Source organism: Biostraticola tofi (genome assembly GCF_004343195.1).
Classification (GTDB): Bacteria; Pseudomonadota; Gammaproteobacteria; order Enterobacterales; family Enterobacteriaceae; genus Biostraticola; species Biostraticola tofi.
Genome location: NZ_SMCR01000001.1, coordinates 225787 through 249390 on the forward strand (window position 1 = coordinate 225787; position 23604 = coordinate 249390).

Sequence of the window (23604 nt, forward strand, 5' to 3'; positions counted from 1 at the left end):
CCGGCTTAATCCCGGCTTACGGTATGCGCTTCGATGTAGCTGAAATTAATGTCCTCACCCAAGCCGGGTAATGTCGGCAACGACACCAGGCCGTCAGCGTCCATCGGATCGACTATCTGGTTCAGATAAGCCGGGGCTTCGTCATAATCGAGGAACGGGTGCAGCAGCCCTCGCTCATACCAACGGCAGTTGCGAATGGCGCCGACCACCGCCAGATTGGGGGCTCCGTTACCGTGCACTTCACAATCCATGCCGAAGGATTCCGCCAAGTGAACGACTTTCATGCAGGGTCCGATACCGCCCACGCCAGCCACACCGGCTCGCAGGATGTCGCAGGCGCCGGCCTTGACCCAATCAGCGCGGCTATAGTGTTTTCCGCTGAGGCTTTCCGGTCCGATGACATCGATGGACAGGTTTTCCGCAAGCCAGACATAGGAGGACATACTCTGCTCTTCCATCGGCTCTTCAAACCAGGTGAAATCGAGTTTTTCCAGCGCACGACCGATGGTCAGCGCATCGCTGCGGCTGTACCAATGATAACCGTCCAGCATCAGGGCGATATCGGGACCGACCGCTTCACGCACCGCGGCACAGGCGCGGATATCCATTGTGGTGCTGGGGGCAAAAGATACCGGCGGCATCCAGGTGTGCAGTTTTATCGCCTTGTAGCCACGCGCCACCAGTTTCTCGGCAAACTGGCCATACTCTTCAGGCGTAGAAAGGCCTCCGCTCAATTCATCGCCACACATAGTGCTGCCGTAGGCCGGCACTTTGTCGCGGTAACCGCCCAATAATTTATACACCGGCATATTGAGTTTACGGCCCGCCAGATCCCACAGTGCTTGTTCCGCAAATGCCAGGGCGCGGTCGGACAATTGATGGGCGCTACCCCGCTGCCAATGGACCAGGTCATTCCACAGACGCTCACGATCGAACGGATCCTGACCGATAAGCACTTTGCGAAAGAAGCTATTGACGATATAGGGGCGGATCACCTCTGGCGGCGCGAACGCGTAGCCTTTGTCGCCTTCATCGGTGGCGATGGTCAGCATCGCCATTTTGGCCTGGCTTTCTTCACCAGGATGGGAATGTCCAGCGCTGTCGGAAACGCGTCGCGTAGGGTACGTAAATACGGTCACATCTACAGAAGTTATTTTCACGTCTTACCTGTCCTGTATACGTTAGTGTTGTCAAAGGTCATAAATCGAGCCAAGAATGCCGGTGAAATATAGTGTTATTAAAAACAAAATGTTATTTCACTTTTACATTCTAGGAGGGCAATTGGAGGGGCGTCACTAGGCAAATTGGTGTAATAAACTGGAAAATGCCACTAATTTTCAGGCATACGCACTAGAGGTTGTGAAGGTAATCACGAAGTGATGTCGAGATGTGATCTTGATCAGCTACAAAAAAACCGGCGGCAGTTCAGGCATTGCCGCCTGAACCCACCACCGGTTGATAAAAATGAGCCCTAAGGGGCGTTATGGAGAGAAGCAGCCCCAGCGTTTAACCGCACGCCGCAGCCAGTGGGTCAGAGCTGACGAAACCTGTTCTGCACAGTGAACGTATCCGACGTCACATAGCGTTCCAGCTGACGCAACTGCTGTTCGCTTTCTCCCATCTGCAGTTCAGCCCTTTCAAGCTGCTGCGCCGGAGTAAGCTGGCTGGCAGAGGTCTGTTCTTCCCCTGCCGGCGCAGGTTCCAGCCAGTATGCCAGTATGGCGTAGGCGACCAGCGTAATCATGAACAGGCCGAACAACATCGACAGGACGGTGATGATGCGAACCAGCTTGACCGGCACATCCAGGTACTGCGCAATGCCGGCGCACACTCCCTTGAACATGGCCTCATCGGGACGAAGATAGATTTTACGCGATGACATCGTCTTCATCTTATTGTCTCCAGTTCGGGTGTTCTGCATCCAGGATATCTTCCAGGGCGCGGATCCTGGCCTGCATCCGGCCGGCATCTTCGGTCAGCTGCGCCAATCGCCGGGTATCCTGCGGGTTCATACGGGAACCCTGCTGACGACGTTGGCTATAATGCAGCCATAGCCACACCGGTGCGACAAACAGGATGAATATAGTCAGCGGTATGGCAAGCACAATTGACAGGGCCACCATAATTTCTCCTTTATCTGGTGAGGTAACGGTTAACCAATGACAGGAATCGGCCTGATGCCTTTGGTTGCCATAACCGGGGTATCACCTGTTGCGTTATCGTTATTTATCAAGATTCATTTTATTCTTCAACGCCGCCAGTTGCTCGCTGATTTCATCATCGGCTGACAGTTCGGCAAATTCCTGCTCGAGCGATTTTTTCTTGCCGAAAGCCACCGCTTCCCCTTCCGCTTCCATATGATCGATGCGGCGTTCAAACTGTTCGAAACGGGCCATCGCCTGATCCAGTTTACCGGTATCCAGCTGGCGACGAATATCGCGAGAGGAAGAGGCGGCCTGATGGCGCAACGTCAATGCCTGCTGACGGGCGCGGGTTTCAGCCAGTTTACTTTCCAGCTCACCAATTTCATGATGCATGCGGGAGAGGGTTTCTTCAATGGCGACGACTTCCTGACCCAGGGAAGCAATAAGCTTTACGAACCGTTGTTTCTCGATAAGAGCGGCCCGAGCCAGATCTTCTTTATTTTTACTGATCGCCAGTTCGGCTTTCTGCTGCCAGTCGGTCTGCTGTTGTTCGGACTGCTCAATCCGGCGAATGAGCTGCTTCTTTTCCGCCAGCGCCTGGGCAGAAGTGGTACGGACTTCCACCAGGGTGTCTTCCATTTCCTGGATCATCAACCTGACCAGCTTCTGAGGATCCTCTGCTTTATCCAGCAGGGAATTGATGTTGGCGTTCACAATATCGGTAAAGCGAGAAAAAATGCCCATGTCAACTTCCTCATCATAAGGGTAATTAAAAAAGACTACAGGGTGTTAATACAGGAATCGTGCCAACTTTTTAATTATTGTAATTGACTGATTTTTAGCGATTTAATTTATTGATCTGTTATGGGCTTGATGTATAGTGATAAATACCACTACCTTTTAGCGAAATTGACCATGTCTGCATCACACGAAAATTTGCTCGGTCAGGCCAACAATTTCCTCGAGATGCTCGAGCAGGTATCACGGCTGGCTAAACTGGTCAAACCGGTGCTGGTGATTGGCGAGCGCGGCACCGGTAAAGAGATGATCGCCCGTCGGCTGCATTATCTGTCGCCCCGTTGGCAGGGGCCGTTTATCTCACTGAACTGTGCCGCCCTCAATGATAATCTGCTGGATTCTGAATTATTCGGCCACGAGGCCGGTGCCTTCACCGGGGCGCAGAAACGCCATCAAGGTCGATTTGAACGTGCCGATGGCGGCACACTGTTCCTGGATGAACTCGCCACTGCACCGATGCTGGTGCAGGAAAAGTTGCTGCGGGTCATCGAGTACGGCGAACTTGAGCGAGTGGGCGGCAGTCAACCACTGCAGGTGGATGTCAGGCTGGTATGCGCCACCAATGCCGACTTGCCGGCGCTGGCGAGCGCCGGCCTGTTCAGAGCCGATCTGCTGGATCGGTTGGCATTCGATGTGGTTGCCCTGCCTCCGCTACGGGAGCGCCAGCAAGACATCATGGTGATGGCCGAACACTTCGCTATCCAGATGTGCCGAGAGCTGGAGCTACCGCTTTTTTCCGGATTCAGCGCACAGGCCACCGCCACGCTGCTCACTTATAGCTGGCCGGGCAATGTGCGTGAACTTAAAAATGTGGTTGAGCGCTCAATTTATCGCCACAACAGCAGCGATCATCCCCTGGACGATATTGTTCTCAATCCTTTCGAGCAGGTATATCAGCAGCCGACGTTACCTGAAACACAGCATACTGCAGCCAGCCTGCCGCTCGATCTCAGGGCCTGGCTGGACCAGCAGGAAAAGACGTGGCTCGAACAGGCGTTGGCGCGGGCGCGTTTTAATCAACGCCAGGCTGCGGATTTGCTGGGTCTGACCTATCATCAATTACGAGGCATGATGAAAAAGCATGCCTTGAAAGGCCCGCAATCTTTTCCTGAGTGAATTCAGGGCAAAAAAAAGGCCGGCAAACTAGCCGACCGTAAATACTATTGGAAGCAATGTGAGCAATGTCGTGCTTCTGACCAGGAGGAACCCCGTCTTCCTGGTCATCGGCACAGCTATGATAATGGTTCTCAATACACTCTGTAAAGCGTTTTATTGAGAATGGTTCTCATTACCACACTAACATTGTGGTTCTTTTCGCCGGTTTGATTTTTATAACCGCAAACCGGGCCAATATTCTCTGCGGCGAATTGGGTGAGCCACGAGACTAAGGTAGACTGGCACGATTGCCCGGCAGGAACTCAGTTGTTTATGCAAAAAAATAGCTATTCATTCATACGTCCGCTGATGGTGACATTGACGGCAGTACTGGCGCTCGGTGCTGCCGCCGCTCCTGCTGCTGCGGCACCCGGAAATATCCGCGCGACCGGTTTTATTTATTGCGTCAGCGGCGTACTCAATACCTTCAATCCGCAGATGGCCAGTAGTGGCCTGACGGTAGATACCCTCTCGGCCCAGCTTTATGATCGTCTGCTGGACGTGGACCCCTATACTTACCGACTGATCCCCGAGCTGGCTGAAAGCTGGCAAGTGCTGGATAACGGCGCGACCTATCGTTTCCATCTGCGGAAAAACGTAGCGTTTCAGCATACCGCGTGGTTTACCCCTACCCGGACGCTGAATGCGGACGACGTGGTATTCAGCTTTGCCCGCATGTTCGACGCCAAGCATCCCTGGCATGCGGTCAACGGCGGCAGCTATCCCTACTTCGACAGTCTGCAGTTTCCGGAATCGGTGCAGAGCGTGCGCAAGCTGGATAATGATACCGTGGAGATCCGCCTCAAAGCGCCTGATGCCTCGTTCCTTTGGCATATCGCCACCCACTATGCGCCGGTGCTGTCGGCGGAATATGCCGCCCGGCTTGCGGCGGCGGACCATCAGGAAAAAATGGACCGCGAGCCGGTAGGCACCGGTCCATTCATGTTGAACGAATACCGGGCGGGCGAGTTTATCCGTCTGACACGCCATCCCCACTACTGGAAGGGAATTCCGCGAATGCATCAGGTGGTAGTGGATATGGGCAGCGGCGGCATCGGCCGGCTGTCCCGACTGCTGACCGGCGAATGCGATGTGCTGGCTTATCCCGCCGCCAGCCAGTTGTCAATATTACGCGATGATCCCCGCCTGCGGCTGACGCTGCGACCGGGCATGAACATTGCCTACCTGGCGTTCAATACCCGCAAGCCACCGCTGGACGATGTCCGGGTACGTCATGCCATCGCCCTGTCGATCAACAACCCGAGGCTGATGCAGTCAATCTATTACGGCACCGCCGAGACCGCGGCCTCTATCCTGCCGCGTGCTTCCTGGGCCTACGATAATGATGCCCAGGTAACCGAGTACAATCCGACCAAAGCCCGTGAGATCCTTCACTCTCTCGGCCAGGACAAGCTGCAGCTTACGCTGCTGGTGCCGACCGCATCGCAGTCCTATAATCCCAGCCCGCTCAAAACCGCTGAGCTGCTGCAGGCCGATCTGGCCCAGGTGGGGATTACGCTCACGATCCGCCCGGTGGAAGGCCGGTTTCAAGAGGCCCGGCTGACGGCGATGAACCACGATCTTACTCTGGCCGGCTGGTCGACGGACAGCAATGACCCGGACAGTTTTTTCCGGCCGCTGCTGAGCTGCGCGGCATTACGTTCGCAGACCAATTATGCCCATTGGTGCAATCCTGAGTTCGACCAACTGCTGCAAACTGCGCTGCTGTCCCAGCAATTGGCCGGCAGGATGGAAACCTATCGGCAGGCGCAGAACATGCTGGCCGATCAACTCCCGGTGCTGCCGCTGGCATCGTCTCTGCGTCTGCAGGCCTATCGCTACGATATCAAAGGCCTGGTGCTGAGCCCGTTCGGCAACGCGTCTTTCGCCGGGGTATCCCGCGATGCGAAACCGGAGTCCCAGCCATGATTATCTTTACTCTGCGCCGGCTACTGCTGCTGGTCATCACGCTTTTTGCCTTGACGCTGGTCGGTTTCAGCCTGAGCTACTTCACTCCCCACGCTCCGCTCGGCGGCGCCTCGCTCGGGGATGCCTATGCGTATTACCTGCAAAGCCTGATGCAGTGGAATTTCGGCGTGTCGAGCATTGATGGCCAGCCGATCAACCAGCAGTTGAAAGAGGTGTTCCCGGCCACCATGGAGCTTTGCGTACTGGCGTTTGTCCTGGCCCTTACCATCGGTATCCCGCTGGGTATCGTCGCCGGCATCATGCGCAACAAATGGCAGGACATCACCATTAGCTGGTTTGCCCTTATCGGTTTGTCGATGCCGGTATTCTGGTTGGCACTGCTGCTGACGCTTTATTTCGCCCTGCACCTGGGATGGCTACCGGTGGCCGGCCGTTTCGATTTGCTTTATCAGGTGAAACCGGTCACCGGGCTTGCCTTGATCGATGCCTGGCTTTCCGACTCAGCCTATCGTCAGGAGATGATTACCAGCGCCCTTAGCCATATGGTGCTGCCGATCACCGCCCTGGCGGTGGCACCGACCACCGAAGTGATTCGCCTGATGCGCGTCAGTACCAGCGACGTGGTGGGCCAGAACTATATCAAAGCCGCGGCGACCCGCGGCCTGTCGCCGCTGACGATCATTCGCCGCCATGTGCTGCATAATGCGCTGCCGCCGGTTATCCCCAAACTGGGGCTGCAGTTTTCCACGATGCTGACGCTTGCCATGATAACCGAAATGGTCTTTAGCTGGCCCGGTCTCGGCCGCTGGCTGGTTATCGCTATTCGCCAGCAGGATTATGCCGCTATTTCGGCCGGCGTCATGGTGGTCGGCGCCCTGGTGGTGTGCATCAATGTGCTGTCGGACATCATCGGCGCCCTGGCCAACCCACTGCGCCATAAGGAGTCATATGCCCTCAGATAATGTCTATGGCGAAAAGCGCATGCCCAGCCCGCTGCTGCACATCTGGCGAATTTTTTACCATGATGCGACGTCGATGATCGGCCTGTACGGTTTTCTCATCCTGGTGCTGCTGTGCCTGTTCGGCTCCTGGATTGCGCCCTATTCCCTGTCACAGCAATTTCTCGGCTACCAGCTGCTGCCGCCCTCCTGGTCACGCTATGGCGATGTGTCGTTTTTCCTCGGTACCGACGATCTGGGGCGGGACGTGTTAAGCCGGCTGCTGGCTGGGACCGCACCGACGTTTGGCTCCGCGCTGCTGGTCACCCTGGCCGCTGCCGCTCTCGGCCTGGCGCTGGGGGTGATAGCGGGCATCACCAAAGGCTTGCGTTCCGCGGCGCTAAATCACATTCTGGACACGCTGCTGTCGATCCCTTCATTGCTGCTGGCCATTGTCGTGGTGGCATTTCTCGGCCCCAAGCTTGAGCATGCGATGCTGGCGGTGTGGCTGGCGTTGTTGCCGCGCATTGTCCGCACCGTTTACACCGCCGTTCACCATGAACTGGAGAAGGAATATGTCCTGGCAGTGCGAATGGATGGTGCGACCATGCCGCACATTCTGCGCTATGCGGTGTTGCCCAACATCGCCAGTGTCCTGGTGGCCGAATTTACCCGTGCCCTGTCGATGGCGATTCTGGATATCGCCGCCCTGGGCTTTCTCAATTTGGGCGCCCAGTTGCCTTCACCTGAATGGGGCGCAATGATGGATGATACCTTGGAGTTGGTCTATGTCGCGCCCTGGACGGTGATGTTGCCCGGCGCCGCTATCATGATAAGTGTCCTTATCGTTAATTTACTGGGCGATGGTATCCGTCGCGCCATGATCTCGGGAATAGACTGATGCCGTTATTGGATATCCGTAACTTGACCATTGAGTTCATGACCGCCGAAGGGCCGGTCAAGGCAGTCGATCATGTCAGTATTACCTTGACTGAGGGGGAAGTGCGCGGGCTGGTCGGAGAATCGGGTTCAGGCAAGAGCCTTATTGCCAAGGCCATCTGCGGAGTAACCCGCGATAACTGGCGCGTCACCGCCGATCGTTTTCGCTTTAACGATATCGACCTGCTGAAACTGTCACCGCGCCAGCGACGGCGGGTGGTCGGCCACAATGTGTCGATGATCTTCCAAGAGCCCCAATCCTGTCTGGATCCTTCCGAGCGCATCGGTCGCCAATTATCGCAGGCCATCCCGGGGTGGACCTATAAAGGTAACTGGTGGCAGCGGCTGGGCTGGCGTAAGCGCCGCGCTATAGAATTGCTGCATCGTGTCGGCTTTAAAGACCACAAAAATATTATGCGCAGCTATCCTTATGAGCTGACCGAAGGGGAATGCCAGAAGGTCATGATCGCCATCGCCCTGGCCAATCAGCCCCGCCTGCTGATTGCCGATGAACCCACCAATGCGATGGAGCCCACCACCCAGGCGCAGATTTTCCGCCTGCTGGCCAAGCTTAACCAGAATAACAACACCACTATTCTGCTGATAAGTCATGACCTGCAGATGATGAGTAAATGGGCTGACCGCATCAATGTTCTTTACTGCGGGCAAACGGTGGAAAGCGCCCAGAGCGAGGATTTGATCGCCACCCCGCATCATCCCTATACCCAGGCGCTTATCCGGGCAATTCCGGATTTCGGCCGTTCGATGCCGCCAAAAAGCCGGTTGAATACCCTGCCCGGCGGTATCCCGTCTCTGGAGCATTTACCGATTGGCTGCCGGCTGGGACCCCGTTGCCCTTATGCTCAGAAGACCTGCATACAGATGCCGCCGCTGGAGCCTATCAAGAACCACTGGTTCGCCTGCCATTTCCCGCTCAACGTGCAGGAGCAATAACCGTGGATACGCTGCTTGAAGCCCGCAACCTGACCAAGACCTTCCGTTACCGCACCGGCCTGTTTCGACGCCAGCATGTTGAGGCGGTCAAGCCGGTTTCATTTACCCTGCGCGAAGGCCAGACGCTGGCCATCATCGGCGAAAACGGCTCGGGCAAATCGACGCTGGCCAAAATGATTGCCGGCACCATTGAGCCGACCGCCGGCGATCTGTTGATTGATGATCATCTGCTCACCTTCGGTGATTACCGCTATCGCAGCAAGCGGATCAGGATGATTTTCCAGGATGCCAGCAATTCGCTTAATCCCCGCCAGCAGGTGGGACAGCTGCTGGATGTCCCGCTGCGGCTCAATACCGACCTGACGCTGGCGGAACGCGGCAGCACTATCGATCTTACGCTGCGCCAGGTGGGCCTGCGCCCAGACCATGCCTTTTACTATCCCCATATGCTGGCCCCTGGCCAGAAACAACGTGTCGGCCTTGCCAGAGCGCTGATACTGCAGCCTAAAGTGATTGTCGCCGATGAAGCGCTGGCGTCACTGGATATGTCGATGCGTTCCCAGATCATTAATCTGATGCTTGAACTGCAGGCCAGGCACGGTATTTCCTATATTTATGTCACCCAGCATCTGGGGATGATGAAGCACGTTAGCGATCAGATCATGGTGATGCAGCACGGAGAAGTGGTCGAGCGCGGCAGCACCGCCGATGTGCTGGCGGCCCCGCTGCACGACTTGACCCGCCGGCTCATCACCAGCCACTTCGGCGAGGCGCTGACCGCTGACGCCTGGCGTCGTGACGGCTTACTCCCATGATACCGCATGCCCTACTCGCAGCGCTGCTTTTCATGGTATACTGCGGCGGTTTTCTAACGACGACGTTAGCGCATCACGATGACGTAAACAGTCGCATGTAATAATGACCACAAGGATTAATGCTATGGGTTTTCTTACCGGTAAACGCATTCTGGTTACGGGCGTCGCCAGCAACCGTTCAATTGCATTCGGTATTGCTCAGGCTATGCGCCGTGAGGGTGCGGAGCTGGCGTTCACTTATCAGAACGACAAACTGAAAACGCGGGTAGAAGGGTTTGCCGCCGAACTGGGATCCAGCATTGTGCTGCCCTGTGACGTCGCTGAAGATGCCAGCATCGAAGCACTGTTTACTGAACTGGCTAAAATCTGGCCGAACTATGACGGTTTTGTTCACGCCATCGCCTTTGCGCCGGGTGAACAGCTGGACGGCGATTATGTCGACGCCGTGACCCGTGAAGGATTCAGCATCGCTCATGACATCAGCTCTTACAGCTTTGTGGCCATGGCCAAAGCCAGCCGTAAGCTGCTCAATCCGGGCTCAGCCCTGGTAACGCTGAGCTATCTGGGTGCCGAGCGCGCTATCCCCAACTATAACGTCATGGGTCTGGCCAAAGCCTCCCTTGAAGCCAATACCCGTTATATGGCCAACGCCATGGGCCCGCAGGGGATCCGCGTCAATGCCATTTCCGCCGGCCCTATTCGTACCCTGGCGGCTTCCGGCATCAAAAACTTCAAGAAAATGCTGTCGCATTGCGAAGCGGTTACGCCGATTCGCCGCGTGGTCACCATTGAAGACGTGGGCAATACCGCTGCGTTCCTGTGTTCAGACCTGTCTTCCGGCATCACCGGTGAAGTGGTTCATGTCGACGGCGGTTTCAATATCGCCGCGATGAACGAACTGCATCTGGATTGATTGCCGATTAGCACAACGTCTTGATGGCGGCAACAAGCCCCCATCGTGGACTGCACCCCAAAAGTTGGGCATCCAACGGAGTAAGGTGCAGTTTTTTATGGCCGGTATTCGCTTTGGGATAGCAGCCATTGCCCGGCAAACTCAAACAGGGTTTTGGCCAGCGGCGTCGCCCGCCCGGCTTCAGCAATAACGATGGCGGTCTGGCGCTTCATCGGCGACAGCGCAATAGTGCGAAAACACAGATCCGGCGTCATGGCGTGCAGCAGGTGGCCTCTGGGTACCATGCCGCATCCCAGGCCGGTGTAAACCCCCTGCAGCAATTGAAAAATGGACGCGCTTTCAAGCTTGCAGTGCAATTGCAGGCCGGCGGTTCTGAACCCTTCATCGAGATGCCGACGGAAATAGCGGCTGGGCTCAGCCAGGCAGAGCGGGAGCTCGGCCACCGCCTCCAGGCTCAGTGCCGACCCACCGATAAGGTTGGGAAAATGCGCCGGGTTAAACACCAGGTCAATCCCTTGATCCGGCACCACCGCCGCCTGGTAATGCAGCTCCTTGAGCAGTGACAAGTCGAAAAATCCCAGCGCAAGATCAACGCTGTGGTTGATCAGGGCTTCCATTAGCGCATCGGCGCTCAGGGTGGATACCTGATAATCCACATCGGGATAATCCGCTTGTGCCGCCTGCAGCAACAGCGGCAGTGATATGGCGCACTGGGGGACGATGCCTATCCGCAGGGTGCCGACCATGCCCTGCTTAAGGGATTCAACTTCCAGCTTCAGCCCTTGGTAGACGGACACGATCTCGCGCGCCCAGGTCAGCACTCGCTCGCCCTCGGCGGTAAATCCCTGAAAACTGTTGCCTCGGTGTATCAAGCCAACGCCCAGCTCGCGCTCCAGGTTCTTGAGCCGCATCGACAGGGTCGGCTGACTGACGAAGCTGGCTTCGGCAGCGCGGCCAAAGTGGCGCTCCCGTTCCAGATTACACAAGTAAATTAACTGTTTTATATCCATTTATTTTTCTGCCCGACTGCCAGGGCTGCAGTATATCATGTCAATTCCCGCCTGCGGCCGCCAAGTCCCTGGCCGCAGGCTGATGGTGCTGATTAACTGACGCCGAGAGAAACTTTGACATCCTGGGCAATTTTCTCGACCTGGGGGCCGTAAATCACTTGAATATCATTATCACTTACCCGTTTGACGCCGCTGGCACCGGTCAGCATCAGCGTACGATCTATCACCTGTTTCATGTCCTTCACCTTAACCCGCAGTCGGGTAAAGCAGCAGTCCACCTCGCTGATATTGGACGCCCCGCCAAGGCCGGCGATAATGTGGCCGGTACGCTCATCGGCGGTCTGCGGTTGGCGTTCCGGCGCTTCCTGTTCGTCGCTTTCACGTCCCGGGGTTTCTACCCGCATCCGCAATATAATGAATTTAAAGCCGAAATAGTACACAGGTATATAAATTAAGCCGAGCAGCACCGCATACCACCAGTGGGTGCGCGTGCCGCCGAGAATGCCGAAGATTGCCAGATCAATTGCCCCGCCCTGGACGTTGCCGATCATCAGCTGCATCACATCCATCAGCATAAACGACAGACCGCTTAAAATGGCATGGAACAGATACAGCACCGGCGAGACAAATATAAAGCAGAACTCCAGAGGCTCGGTGATACCGGTGGTAAAGGAGGCCAGTCCGCCGGCCAATACCAGCGCCTTGACCCGTTCTTTGTGCTTGGGCCGGGCGCAATGGTACATTGCCAGCGCGGCGGCCGGCAGGCCAAACATCATTACCGGTATTTTGCCCTGGGCCAGGAAGCGGGTCGCTTCGCGAATCACCTCGTCGGTCAGCAGGCCGGGATGGGTCAGCGAGGTATTGAAAATGTTCAGCGCCCCTACCAGCGTCTGATTGTCGATGGTCACTACCCCGCCGATGGGGGTGAAACGCACGGTTTCATTGAGGATGTGATGCAGGCCGGTCGGTATAAGCAACCGTTCAAAGAAGCCATACAGAAAAGCGCCGTATTGACCGCTTTTACCAATCAGCTCTCCTACCCAGGCAATGGCGGCGCCAATTGACGGCCAAACCATCGACAGCGCGACCCCGACCAGCGGCAGCACCACCACCGTTACAATCGGCACAAAACGCCGGCCGCCGAAAAAGCTGATGGCGGTCGGCAGCACCTGGGTGTAGAAGCGGTTATGCACCATCACCGTGACCAGACCGGCAATCACCCCACCCAGCACGCTCATGTTATAGGTGAAAATGCCCAGTGTCTGGGTAAACTCAGCCGAGTACATCATTGCTTGAGTCTGGGGCATGCCGCCGGCAATCAGCGCGTTGGCCGCGGTGGTCACAGGCGTCAGATTTTGTGCCGCGAGACTGGCGCTGACGCCGACATGCATGGCGATAAAACCAATGACAGCGGCAAAAGCGGCAGTGGGTTTTTCCGCCTTGGCAAGGCCGATGGCGCTGGCTACGGCAAAGAACAGCGGCAGATTTGCAAATAGAGCGCCGGCTATCTGTCTGATAAATCCAATCACTAATTGCGGGTATTTCAGGCCGGCAAACGCGTCCCCGGTAATGGCCGGATTTTGCATTGCCGCCGCCAGTCCCAGGAATATCCCTGCCGCGGCGATCACTGAAATCGGCATCATTAATGCCTTACCAAACCCATGGATCTTGCTGGCAAAATCTTTCATAAGCGCGGGTCCCTTTAAAATATTGACCGGCTAAGTATGGGCCAGCCAGCGGCCTCAACAGGCAATGGCCGGGGGTAATACACAGGTTTATGAAGATGATCACAAATAATGTCGTCATAGTTGCCATCTATCTTGTGATAACAGCATTCGATTAGACGGTTTTGGCTTAACTGATTAGACTTAACGCAAATAGAGCAATGCGTTAAAAAATAATTAACATTTCACTGCATCATTCAGCTGCGAATCACTATCATGAAATTTAAACCTGCGATCAAACCCTATACTGGCGCGGCCGGTGGCTGGGGTTCCCTTGAAGCCACCACCCGTTATGTACTGGACAGCAAACAAGCCCTGAAGAATATCCGCAATTTACTTCGCGTTAACAAGTCCAAAGGGTTTGACTGCCCTGGCTGCGCCTGGGGCGATGACAACAGCAGCACCTTCAGCTTCTGCGAAAACGGCGCCAAAGCCGTCAGTTGGGAAGCCACCCGCAAGTCGGTCGACGAAGCCTTTTTCGCCCAAAACAGCGTGACCCGGCTGTATGCCCAGAGCGACTATTTCCTTGAGTACCAGGGCCGACTAACCCAGCCGCTGCGTTATAACCCTGAGACCGACCATTATGAAGTCGTCAGCTGGCAGCAGGCGTTCGCCCTGATAGCCCGCCATTTGAAAGCGCTGGATAACCCTGACCAGCTCGAACTGTATACGTCCGGACGCGCCAGCAACGAAGCCTCCTATCTGTATCAGCTTTTTGGCCGGATGTTCGGCACCAATAATTTCCCCGACTGTTCCAATATGTGCCACGAAGCCAGCGGTACCGGCCTTAAACAGAGCATCGGTATCGGCAAAGGCACCATCAGACTAAACGACTTCGAACAAGCCGATGCCATCCTGGTGTTCGGCCAGAATCCTGGCACCAACCATCCCCGGATGCTTCATAGCCTGCGTCATGCCGCCGATCGCGGCTGCCGTATCGTCACCTTCAACACGCTGCGTGAACGCGGCTTGGAACGCTTCGCCGATCCGCAGAATCCCCTGGAACTGCTGACGCCGAAATCCGGCCGAATCAGCTCCCGTTACCTGCAGCCTAACCTGGGCGGCGATATGGCGGCGGTGCGCGGCATTGTCAAAGCACTGCTTGAAACGCACCGTCAACGTCTGTCGCAAGGCGAACAAGGCCTGTTTGATGATCAGTTCATCGCCACGCACACCAACGGCATTGATGACTACCTGGCAGCGGTGGATGCCACCTCCTGGCAACAGATCGTCGACCAGTCGGGGCTTTTAGAGCAGCAACTGCGCGAAGTGGCGGATATCTATCGCCAGGCGGAACGCGTTATCTGCACCTGGGCGATGGGCATCACTCAGCACAAGCACTCTGTCTCCACCGTCAGAGAGATAACCAACCTGCAGTTGCTGTTCGGTCAGTTGGGTAAACCCGGCAGCGGCCTTTGTCCGGTACGCGGTCACAGCAACGTCCAGGGCAACCGCACTATGGGCATCGACGAGAAGCCATCGCAGGCGATGCTAGATCGTTTAGCCCGCCACTATGGCTTCAACCCGCCGCGCGAGGCAGGCCATAGCACCGTGCAGGCGCTGGAAGCCATGCTCAGGGGCGAAGTGAAAGTCCTGCTGGCGCTGGGTGGCAACCTGGCGGCGGCGGCGCCGGATACCTGGCGTACCGAACAGGCGCTGCGCTGCTGTGCGCTGACGGTGCACATCAGCACCAAGCTGAACCGCAGCCATCTGATTACCGGGCGGGAAGCGCTGATCCTGCCGACCCTGGGCCGTACCGAGCGCGATACCCAGGCCAGTGGCAATCAATATGTCACCGTAGAAGATTCATTCAGCATGGTTCACGCCTCCGAAGGGGTCAACCCGCCGATTTCTACCGAACAGCGTTCTGAAACCGCCATCGTGGCAGGTATCGCTTCCGCCGTTCTGGGCAACGACAAACTGGATTGGCAACAGTTGGCCGGCGATTATTCTTTGATTCGCGATCATATCGCCGCTACCGTACCCGGCTTCACTGATTTTAATCAACGCTGCGAACAACCGGGTGGGTTCTATCTTGGCAATGCGGCCGCTGAACTTCGTTTCGCAACCGCCAGCGGCAAGGCTGAGTTTTGCCATGCCGCTCTGCCTGAGGTCCTGTTCCCGCAGGTCGGCGATGAAGCCGCGCCATTTACCCTGCAGACGCTGCGTTCCCATGACCAGTACAATACCACTATCTATGGTCTGGATGATCGCTATCGCGGCGTTTATGGCCAGCGGGAAGTGGTGTTTGTCCATCCGGAAGATTTAGCGGCCCTTGGCCTGGCCGACGGTGATAAAGTGGATATCGAAACGCTGTGGAATGATGGCGTGACCCGCAGGGTCAGCGGATTTAAAGCCATCAGCTATGATATTCCACGAGGCAATCTGGCAGCTTATTATCCGGAAACCAATCCGCTGGTCCCGCTGTCCAGCTATGGCGATGAAACCCATACGCCGACCTCCAAATCGGTACCGGTCAAGCTGGTGCCCAGCCTTGCCGTTGAGGACAACCGCATAATGTAGTTTCCCCCGCCGCCCCGCTGTTGCCGGGGTGGCTTTTTCTTCCCCGAAAGACGGTTGATGCTTGCCGCAGCAGGCTGAATCGCGTAAAACTAACAGCCATTCTTCAGACCAAACACACTCTCATTTCTGGACATTATGTTTCAAGATAACCCGCTGCTTGCACAGCTAAAACAGCAACTTCACTCTCAGACCCCGCGCATTGAAGGCGTTGTCAAAGGCACGGAGAAAGGTTTTGGCTTTCTGGAAGTCGATGCTCAAAAGAGCTACTTTATTCCGCCGCCCTTTATGAAGAAAGTGATGCACGGCGATCGCATTTCCGCCGTGGTGCGTACTGATAAAGACCGGGAGATTGCCGAACCGGAAACCCTGCTTGAGCCCTTTCTGTCCCGCTTTGTCGGTCGGGTGCAGCAAAGAGAGGATCGGTTATCGATAATTCCTGACCATCCGCTGATCAAAGAGTCAATTGCGGTACGTCCAGAACATGGCGTAAGCCATGAATTTAAAACCGGTGACTGGGCGATTGCCGAAATGCGCCGCCATCCACTGAAAGGCGATCGCCAGTTTTATGCTGAAATCACCGCCGTTGTCACCACCGGCGACGATCACTTCGCCCCCTGGTGGGTCACCCTGGCGCGGCATAACCTGGAGCGCGAAGCGCCAGCGATGCCGGAAGAGTTGTCCCGACAGGACGAGCCGCTTGCGCGCGAAGATCTGACCGGGCTTGATTTTGTCACGATTGACAGTGCCAGCACTGAGGATATGGACGATGCCCTGTATGTGACGGCCGAAGGCGACGACCTGCTGTTGACCATCGCCATTGCCGACCCTACCGCCTGGGTGCCGGCGGGCAGCGCGTTGGACGCCACGGCGCGCGATCGGGCCTTTACCAACTATCTGCCGGGTTTCAACATCCCGATGCTGCCGCGTGACCTGTCTGATAACCTGTGTTCGCTGCGTCCCCATGAGCGCCGACCGGTGCTGGCATGCCGGGTGAAGATCGCCGCCGACGGGTCGCTATCATCTGCACCGCGCTTCTTTACCGCCTGGATCGAGTCGAAGGCGAAACTCGCCTATGACGATGTATCCGATTGGCTGGAGGGTCAAGGTCAATGGCTACCGACGAGCGACGCCATCGCCGAGCAAATCCGTCTGCTGAACCGTATGTGCCTGGCCCGCAGCACCTGGCGCCAGGCACATGCCCTGGTGTTCAAGGACCGCCCCGATTATCGTTTCGTGCTGGACGATAAAGGGGATGTGCTGGCTATTCAGGTTGAACCGCGCCGCATCGCCAACCGCATCGTCGAAGAAGCGATGATAACGGCGAACATTTGTGCCGCCGAAGTGCTGCGTGAGGGCCCGGGCTTTGGTGTCTATAATGTGCACAATGGCTTTGATCCCGCCATGGTCGAACAGGCAGTTACCGTACTGGATAATCACGGTATTAAAGTGGATGCCGCCGAATTGCTGACCCTGGAGGGTTTTTGCGCCCTACGCCGTCAGTTGGACGCCCTGCAGACGTCGTTCCTTGATAGTCGCATTCGCCGTTTTCAGACATTTGCTGAAATCAGCACCGAGCCCGGCCCGCATTTCGGCCTTGGGCTGAGCGCTTATGCCACCTGGACCTCGCCCATCCGTAAATACGGCGATATGGTCAACCATCGCCTGCTGAAGTCCATGCTGGGCGGCGAGGCGCCGGTCCGTCCTTCGGACGAGGTTACCCTCAGAATGTCGGAGCGTCGTCGCCTGAACCGTATGGCGGAACGGGATGTCGGTGACTGGCTGTATGCCCGTTTTCTTAAAGACAAAGCCGGCACCGATACCCGTTATGCCGCCGAAATCATTGATGTCTCCCGTGGCGGGATGCGGGTCCGTTTGTCTGAAAATGGCGCGGTCGCTTTTATCCCGGCCCCGTTTATCCACAGCGTGCGGGATGAACTGGTTTGCAGCCAGGACACCGGTACGGTGCAGGTCAAAGGGGAAGAACGCTACCGCCAGGGCGACGTCATCGAAGTCACTATCGCTGAAGTGCGTATGGAAAATCGTTCGGTTATAGCCCGCCCGGTCTAAATCACCAGGCTGGCAAGCCTCTACCGGGCCAGCCTTTTCACCCCCATAGGGTGTTCCGCACGTCGAGCAAAAAAAAGCCCCCCTGCATCGCTGCAGGGGGGCTTTTTTTGCAACCCGAATAGGTATTATTTGAATTCCGAATAGGTATTATTTGAATTCCTGTCTCTCAACAGTGGCCACCGTTTCCACAGGCGGGCTCAAAGGATCTTGCGGCAAACGGCCCTTCTTGACGCGCTTGGAGTAAAGGGCGGTAATGATCGGCACCAGAATCGAGGTAACGATAACCGAAGTCGCCACTAGAGACGTTGCTGCTGGCGCCATCGGTTTGAATGCCGGTACCATTTCTGCAATCAGCACTGGCGTCGCTACCGCCGCGCCGGCGGAACTGGAGGCAGCTATACCGGCGGTACCGTCCCCGCCGCCGATCACTTTGTCGGCGATAATCAACGGAATACCGGTAACGATGATAACCATCACACCCAACAGGATACCCAGCAGGCCGGTCTGGGCGATAACGCTCAGGTCAATGGTATTGCCCAGCGCAAAGGCGAAAAACGGAATCAGAGTTTGCACGGCACGGGTAAAATACTCACGCAGGTCCGGGTCAAGGTTGCCCAGGGTAAAGCCAATCAGGAATGGCAATACCGCGCCGACAAACACGTGAGGCTCAAATGAGGCGATTCCGGCGGTGCCCAAAATAATCATGGTCATCAACGGGCCGGATTCCAGCGACATCAGCACAAACGCGCCAGACTCTTCTTTGGTGCCGTATTGCTGCATAATCGACGCATACAGGCCACCATTGGTCATGTCCATTGCAGCAACCAACGCCAGCGTTGACAGGCCGGCGAAGAAGCCGATTTCAACGCCATTCTCAGGCAGGATACGTGAAGCTATCGCCGCGACCACCCAGGCCACAGCGATTTTGGTGACCACCAGCGTACCGGACTTGCGTAACACCGTCCCCGTGGCGCTGAGTTTGATTGAGGCTCCCATACAAAAAAACCAGACTGCCAGAATAGGCACAGTGCCGGTAATCAACCCATTGGTAAATGAGCCGAAATATTTTCCTGCTCCCGGTGCGAAAGTATGACAAATCGCACCGAGGAACAACGGCACGAGCATCATACCGCCAGGAATTTTGTCTATTGCACGTTTAATTCGCATGTTATTCCACCTGATAGCAAAAATATAACCCAGTAGCAGTAAGGCCGCCTGTCCCTGACGAAAACTGATTTACCTAAATCAACTGCGCGATAAAGTAACCGGTTACATGATTAAATAAAGTGATCTAACTCAATAAATGAAACAATGTTTCTTTTTATAAAAAATGTAATTTTAATTAATTTACAAAAACGGTTACATAAAGTTAATCAAGCCGGTGATCTCTGTTAATTAACCTGTCGCAGCGATAAAACGGCAGCGGCAGCAAAGGCGATTATCCGCAGACGGGCAGCCGATATCGGTGGGATAGGTAATAGCGTCAGTTTGACAAAAAGACGAGCAGCACTGTTCAGTAACCAGACCATGGTCACTAAAAATCTGGCTTTCGCAGTGAGATACTGAGAAAGCCCCGGTTGCAGTAGATGATTGCAGGAAGTGGGCAGCCCTAATGGCTGTTAAAGAGATTATTGGCCGTAATACGCATTTTTGCCGTGCTTGCGTAAATAATGCTTGTCGAGCAAGTTCGGCTGCATCGGCGGCAGCGCCGGCACCAGTTGTCGAGAGAACAGTCCCATGTAGGCCAGCTCTTCCAACACCACCGCGTTATGGACTGCATTTTCTGCATCCGCTCCCCAGGAGAAAGGACCATGGGAATTGACCAGCACCGCCGGCACAGCCGCAGGGGCAATACCGCGCCGTTCAAAGGTCTCGACAATGACGTTGCCGGTTTCCCATTCATAACGACCGGCGATTTCTTCGTTGGTCATCAGGCGGGTACAAGGCACTGGCCCATAGAAATAATCTGCATGGGTCGTGCCCCAGGCAGGGATATCCAACCCGGCCTGGGCCCAGATGGTCGCATGTCGGGAATGAGTATGAACAATACCGCCGGTCTGTGGGAAAGCCAGATACAGCACCCGGTGGGTATCGGTATCCGAAGAAGGCTTCCTGGCCCCTTCCACCACTTTTCCGGTTTCCAGTTCCACCACCACCATATCTTCGGTTTGCATATGGTCATAGCTGACCCCGGAGGGTTTGATAACCATAAGTCCCTGGCGGCGATCTACGCCGCTGACATTGCCCCAGGTAAATGTCACCAGGTGATGTCGGGGTAACGCCAGATTGGCGTTCAGTACTTGATGTTTCAGTTCTTCCAGCATGGCAGGTGTCCTCGTCAATCCATGAGGATATTGTCCGGTGAGGCACCCTGTCGGAGTATGGTCGAAATGGCTAAAGACCGGGCAGTGATCTGCTGTAGCGCGCGTTTCGTTGGCATTATCCGGCTTATCCAGGGTAAATATCCAGAATCTTCCACTGGCGATTCTGCCACTCGGCTGCCAGACTGACCACACCAAGTGGAAATTTTTGGCATTAACGGCAAAAATCAGCATTTATTGTGCTGGCGGCAGGTTAAACATTCAGTTAAATACTATAATTATTACCAAACGTTTCTTAATACCCTTAACGGAGAGAGTGACAATGACGACAATTAAAAGCAAACGTGTTGCCGCTGCCGGACTCGCCATAGTACTGGCGCTTTCGCTGACCGCCTGTTCAGGCATGTCTAAACGTGATCGCAATACCGCTATCGGCGCCGGCGCCGGTGCCGTAGGGGGTTCCATCCTCACCAACGGCAGTGGACTCGGTACCATCGGTGGTGCCGCTGTCGGCGGCATCATTGGCCATCAGGTTGATTAAAACCCAATAGCCTGGGGTGTGATATACACTTCCGGGCTGTACCCCACGCAGGTACAGCCCGGAAAATAACAGCCCAGCCGCTTCAGCCGCCGGCCAGTTTGACCTTCATGCCTTTGGCTTCAAGCCATTGTTTGATGAGATCGCGCTTATCACCCTGAATTTCAATTGTCCCGTCTTTAACCGACCCACCGCTGCCACATTTTTTCTTCAATTCTGACGTGAGTCGATTGAGAACATCTTCATCACCTGCAACACCGGTTATCACGCAGACCCCCTTTCCTTTACGACCGCTGGTTTCGCGCCGGATCCTGACGATACCATCACCCCGCGGGCGAAGGGCCGGCGCTGGTTCCGGCGCGATCCTGCCGACATCGGTAGCGTAAACCAGCCGGTTATCATCCGCCATGACGCGACTCCCGGAGCTGGTGATTGATAGCCCGCAGGCTGGAGGCCGGGTCGGCAGCTTGGGTAATCGGCCGCCCAATCACCAGGTAGTCGACCCCGGCGGCCAGGGCCTGCAGCGGGGTCATAATCCGGCGCTGATCGCCGGCATCGCTGCCCTCGGGCCGGATCCCAGGTGTAATAAGCCTGAAATCCTGACCAAAACGCGTTTTAAACCCCTCGGCCTCTTGGGCCGAGCAGACCACTCCATCCAAACCGCAAGCGCGGGTAAGCGCCGCCAAGCGCTCAGCATACGCCGCAGCGGTCATTGGAATGCCGAGACCGGCCAGACAGCTGTCATCCATGCTGGTCAGTACCGTGACGGCGATCAACAGTGGCACAGCACCGCTACGGGCCGCCAGCGCTTCTCTGGCGGCGGTCATCATGCGTTCTCCACCGCTGGCATGAACGTTGACCATCCACACCCCCAGATCAGCCGCCGCATTGACCGCTTTGGCAACGGTGTTGGGGATATCATGGAATTTCAGGTCCAGAAATACCTCGAAACCCCGCTGTTGCAAACTGTCGACCAGGCCAGGGCCAAAACGGGTGAACATTTCTTTGCCGACTTTCAAACGGCAGTCGGCGGGGGAAATACTGTCAGCAAAGCTCAGCGCCTGCTGCCGGTCGGCATAGTCCAGGGCGACCAGCACCGGAGACAGCGTTTTGCGAGCCGAGGCAGCCTGAGCATCTAAAGTCATCAGTTAAGCACCTTTTGGCAAGAAGCACCGGGGCAAATCAAGCCCGGTGTCGTCGGATCATTGAGCGGTATTTTAACCGGCCGCGAGGTAAAAGCCACGTCCGGCGATAAGATTATTGCCCGTCCAGGCCGCGAATCGGCTTGACCGACGCCCAAGATTTACAGGAAGGACAATGCCAGTAAAGGCTGTGAGAGGTGAAACCGCATTTCTGACAGCGATAGCGCGGTTTGGTCCGGATTTGTTCACCCACCATATCACTGAGCATCAGCAGGCTCTCACGGGCGCGGCCATCTTCGGCTTCGTTGAGATGGAAGTTCATCAGCCGATGAAACATCCGCATCGTCGGATGTTGGCGCAATTGCTGGTTGATGTAGGCCTGAGCCTCTTCGGCACCGGTATTCTGTTCGATGATGTCGGTTAACAGCAATTCCGCCGCCGAGCCAGTATTGCGTTCGACACAGCGTTTGAGAAATTCGGCCCAGGCGCCAGGCTGATTCAGATGGTGATAGCATTCCTCAAGCATCGGCAGGGTTTCGCTGACCATCTCCTGATCCTGCTCAAGCACGCGCTGCAGGGCCGTTACCGCCGCTGCATATTCATGTCGGCCCATGAAAATGCGCCCCATCATAATAGAGATACGGGCGCAGTTTCTGTCGGCCGATGCCCCTTTTTTCAACAGCGACATCGCCCGATCGGCATCATCCCCGGCCAGCGCTTGCAAGGCGAGTTCACAGTAAAAGTGGGCTATATCGACCCGGCATTGTTCTTTGCCGGCCTTGACCAGCTTTTCAGCCACGTCGATAGCTTTGACCCACTCACTGGTAGCCTGGTAAATCTGCAGTAGCTGACTGAGGGCCCCCAGCCGGAAATCCTGCTCATCCACCAGTTGGCTGAACATATCTTCAGCCCGGTCATAGAAACCGGCGGCCATATAGTCCCGCCCCAGTTGCTGGATAGCCAGCAGGCGCTGTTCAAAGGTCAGTGCGGTGCTTTCCATCAGAGCCTGATGGATGCGGATGGCGCGATCGACTTCACCGCGCGAGCGAAACAGATTGCCCAGCGTAAGATGAGCCTCGACGGCGTTACTGTCTTCCTTAAGCATATCCAGAAACAGATCAACCGCTTTATCCTGCTGGTTAGATAACAGGAAATTGACGCCCGCCACATACTCGCGGGACAGCCGGTTGGCTTCCTGCTGTTTATGCTGCTGTGCGCTCCTGCGACCCATGTACCAGCCGTAAGCGGCAGCCACGGGCAACAGCAGAAACAACAGTTCAAGCATAGCGGGTTATTCCTTTGGGACTACCGTAACCGGTGCCTGTGCCATGGGAGTCGTCTGCTCCGCCGGCGTAAGTTGCTGTTCCAGACGTTTGATTTTACGCTCTGCACGCATCAAGGCGATACGGATCCGCAGATAAAACAGTCCGCAGATGATCCAGCCGAGGATAAAGCCCAGCCCGAACAGGAAGGTCAGTAACGATGAGACCCGATATTGTCCTTGTGCCACCAGATAGTTAAAGGAAACTACCTGATCGTTATGCGCTCCAAAGGTGACGGAAGCAATAAATACCACGCCAACCAGCAAAAATATCAGAACATATTTCACATTGATTCCTGCAAGCCAAGTGTAGGTTGGATTCAGCCAAATGTTTGGCACCCAGAGTCTATAAATTAGCATTTCCCGCGTGGCT

The 23604-nt window shown here is 55.8% G+C and carries 22 protein-coding genes; 10 read left to right on the top strand and 12 right to left on the bottom strand.

Going from position 1 to position 23604, the window contains the following annotated elements:
* Positions 1-5: 5 nt before the first annotated feature.
* The 4 genes from EDC52_RS01000 to pspA form a co-directional block, all read right to left on the bottom strand.
* Positions 6-1160, bottom strand: a complete 1155-nt coding sequence (locus EDC52_RS01000) for a mandelate racemase family protein (RefSeq protein WP_131863401.1) — start codon at positions 1158-1160, stop codon at positions 6-8.
* A 371-nt stretch (positions 1161-1531) separates the two neighbouring features.
* The gene (gene pspC / locus EDC52_RS01005; protein ID WP_131863402.1) at positions 1532-1891 is read right to left on the bottom strand and encodes an envelope stress response membrane protein PspC; all 360 of its coding nucleotides are present in this window, start codon (positions 1889-1891) and stop codon (positions 1532-1534) included.
* Position 1892: 1 nt separating this feature from the next.
* Entirely contained in the window at positions 1893-2114 is a 222-nt protein-coding gene (gene pspB, locus EDC52_RS01010) for an envelope stress response membrane protein PspB (protein ID WP_131864068.1), read from the bottom strand.
* Between the two features lie 108 nt (positions 2115-2222).
* A complete protein-coding gene (gene pspA, locus EDC52_RS01015) occupies positions 2223-2888 on the bottom strand; it encodes a phage shock protein PspA (protein ID WP_131863403.1) in 666 nt (221 codons plus the stop codon).
* 171 nt (positions 2889-3059) lie between these two features.
* On the opposite strand from pspA, the gene pspF reads away from it, so the two are divergent.
* The 7 genes from pspF (at position 3060) to fabI (ending at position 10585) form a co-directional block, all read left to right on the top strand.
* Positions 3060-4058 carry a phage shock protein operon transcriptional activator gene (gene pspF / locus EDC52_RS01020; RefSeq protein WP_131863404.1) on the top strand — a complete coding sequence of 333 codons (999 nt, stop codon included), beginning with the start codon at positions 3060-3062 and terminating at the stop codon, positions 4056-4058.
* 348 nt (positions 4059-4406) lie between these two features.
* Positions 4407-6026 carry an ABC transporter substrate-binding protein SapA gene (gene sapA / locus EDC52_RS01025; protein WP_407924190.1) on the top strand — a complete coding sequence of 540 codons (1620 nt, stop codon included), beginning with the start codon at positions 4407-4409 and terminating at the stop codon, positions 6024-6026.
* Positions 6023-6988, top strand: coding sequence for a putrescine export ABC transporter permease SapB (gene sapB, locus EDC52_RS01030; RefSeq protein ID WP_131863406.1), 966 nt, complete (start codon positions 6023-6025; stop codon positions 6986-6988). The genes sapA and sapB overlap by 4 nt, the downstream gene beginning before the upstream one ends.
* Positions 6975-7865 (top strand): putrescine export ABC transporter permease SapC, encoded by an 891-nt coding sequence (gene sapC, locus EDC52_RS01035; RefSeq protein WP_131863407.1) that lies wholly within the window; start codon positions 6975-6977, stop codon positions 7863-7865. The genes sapB and sapC overlap by 14 nt, the downstream gene beginning before the upstream one ends.
* Positions 7865-8857: a putrescine export ABC transporter ATP-binding protein SapD gene (sapD, locus tag EDC52_RS01040; protein WP_131863408.1), complete on the top strand. Its 993-nt coding sequence runs from the start codon at positions 7865-7867 to the stop codon at positions 8855-8857. The genes sapC and sapD overlap by 1 nt, the downstream gene beginning before the upstream one ends.
* A 2-nt stretch (positions 8858-8859) precedes the next feature.
* Complete coding sequence (gene sapF / locus EDC52_RS01045) at positions 8860-9672, top strand: putrescine export ABC transporter ATP-binding protein SapF (protein ID WP_131863409.1); 813 nt, start codon at positions 8860-8862, stop codon at positions 9670-9672.
* 124 nt (positions 9673-9796) lie between these two features.
* Positions 9797-10585, top strand: a complete 789-nt coding sequence (gene fabI, locus EDC52_RS01050; RefSeq protein WP_131863410.1) for an enoyl-ACP reductase FabI — start codon at positions 9797-9799, stop codon at positions 10583-10585.
* Between the two features lie 95 nt (positions 10586-10680).
* On the opposite strand, the gene EDC52_RS01055 is transcribed toward fabI, so the two are convergent.
* Positions 10681-11595, bottom strand: coding sequence for a LysR family transcriptional regulator (locus tag EDC52_RS01055; protein WP_131863411.1), 915 nt, complete (start codon positions 11593-11595; stop codon positions 10681-10683).
* A gap of 92 nt (positions 11596-11687) precedes the next feature.
* Positions 11688-13283, bottom strand: a complete 1596-nt coding sequence (locus tag EDC52_RS01060; RefSeq protein WP_131863412.1) for a PTS transporter subunit EIIC — start codon at positions 13281-13283, stop codon at positions 11688-11690.
* 252 nt (positions 13284-13535) lie between these two features.
* On the opposite strand from EDC52_RS01060, the gene EDC52_RS01065 reads away from it, so the two are divergent.
* Together EDC52_RS01065 and EDC52_RS01070 are read left to right on the top strand one after the other, a co-directional pair.
* A complete protein-coding gene (locus tag EDC52_RS01065) occupies positions 13536-15842 on the top strand; it encodes an FdhF/YdeP family oxidoreductase (protein ID WP_131863413.1) in 2307 nt (768 codons plus the stop codon).
* Between the two features lie 135 nt (positions 15843-15977).
* Positions 15978-17909: an exoribonuclease II gene (locus tag EDC52_RS01070; protein ID WP_131863414.1), complete on the top strand. Its 1932-nt coding sequence runs from the start codon at positions 15978-15980 to the stop codon at positions 17907-17909.
* Between the two features lie 147 nt (positions 17910-18056).
* Here EDC52_RS01070 and kdgT read toward each other — a convergent pair whose 3' ends face one another.
* The gene (gene kdgT, locus EDC52_RS01075; RefSeq protein WP_230467923.1) at positions 18057-19076 is read right to left on the bottom strand and encodes a 2-keto-3-deoxygluconate transporter; all 1020 of its coding nucleotides are present in this window, start codon (positions 19074-19076) and stop codon (positions 18057-18059) included.
* A gap of 461 nt (positions 19077-19537) precedes the next feature.
* Positions 19538-20233 carry an L-ribulose-5-phosphate 4-epimerase gene (araD, locus tag EDC52_RS01080; protein WP_131864069.1) on the bottom strand — a complete coding sequence of 232 codons (696 nt, stop codon included), beginning with the start codon at positions 20231-20233 and terminating at the stop codon, positions 19538-19540.
* A 319-nt stretch (positions 20234-20552) separates the two neighbouring features.
* Here araD and osmB point away from each other — a divergent pair, with 319 nt between their 5' ends.
* Positions 20553-20771 (top strand): osmotically-inducible lipoprotein OsmB, encoded by a 219-nt coding sequence (gene osmB, locus EDC52_RS01085; protein ID WP_131863415.1) that lies wholly within the window; start codon positions 20553-20555, stop codon positions 20769-20771.
* Between the two features lie 82 nt (positions 20772-20853).
* On the opposite strand, the gene yciH is transcribed toward osmB, so the two are convergent.
* The 4 genes from yciH to EDC52_RS01105 form a co-directional block, all read right to left on the bottom strand.
* Positions 20854-21177: a stress response translation initiation inhibitor YciH gene (yciH, locus tag EDC52_RS01090; protein WP_131863416.1), complete on the bottom strand. Its 324-nt coding sequence runs from the start codon at positions 21175-21177 to the stop codon at positions 20854-20856.
* Entirely contained in the window at positions 21167-21913 is a 747-nt protein-coding gene (gene pyrF / locus EDC52_RS01095; protein ID WP_131863417.1) for an orotidine-5'-phosphate decarboxylase, read from the bottom strand. Before pyrF ends, yciH begins: the two co-directional genes overlap by 11 nt.
* Positions 21914-22025: 112 nt before the next feature.
* Positions 22026-23195: a lipopolysaccharide assembly protein LapB gene (gene lapB, locus EDC52_RS01100; protein ID WP_131863418.1), complete on the bottom strand. Its 1170-nt coding sequence runs from the start codon at positions 23193-23195 to the stop codon at positions 22026-22028.
* 6 nt (positions 23196-23201) lie between these two features.
* Positions 23202-23519 (bottom strand): LapA family protein, encoded by a 318-nt coding sequence (locus tag EDC52_RS01105; RefSeq protein ID WP_131863419.1) that lies wholly within the window; start codon positions 23517-23519, stop codon positions 23202-23204.
* Positions 23520-23604: the final 85 nt, after the last annotated feature.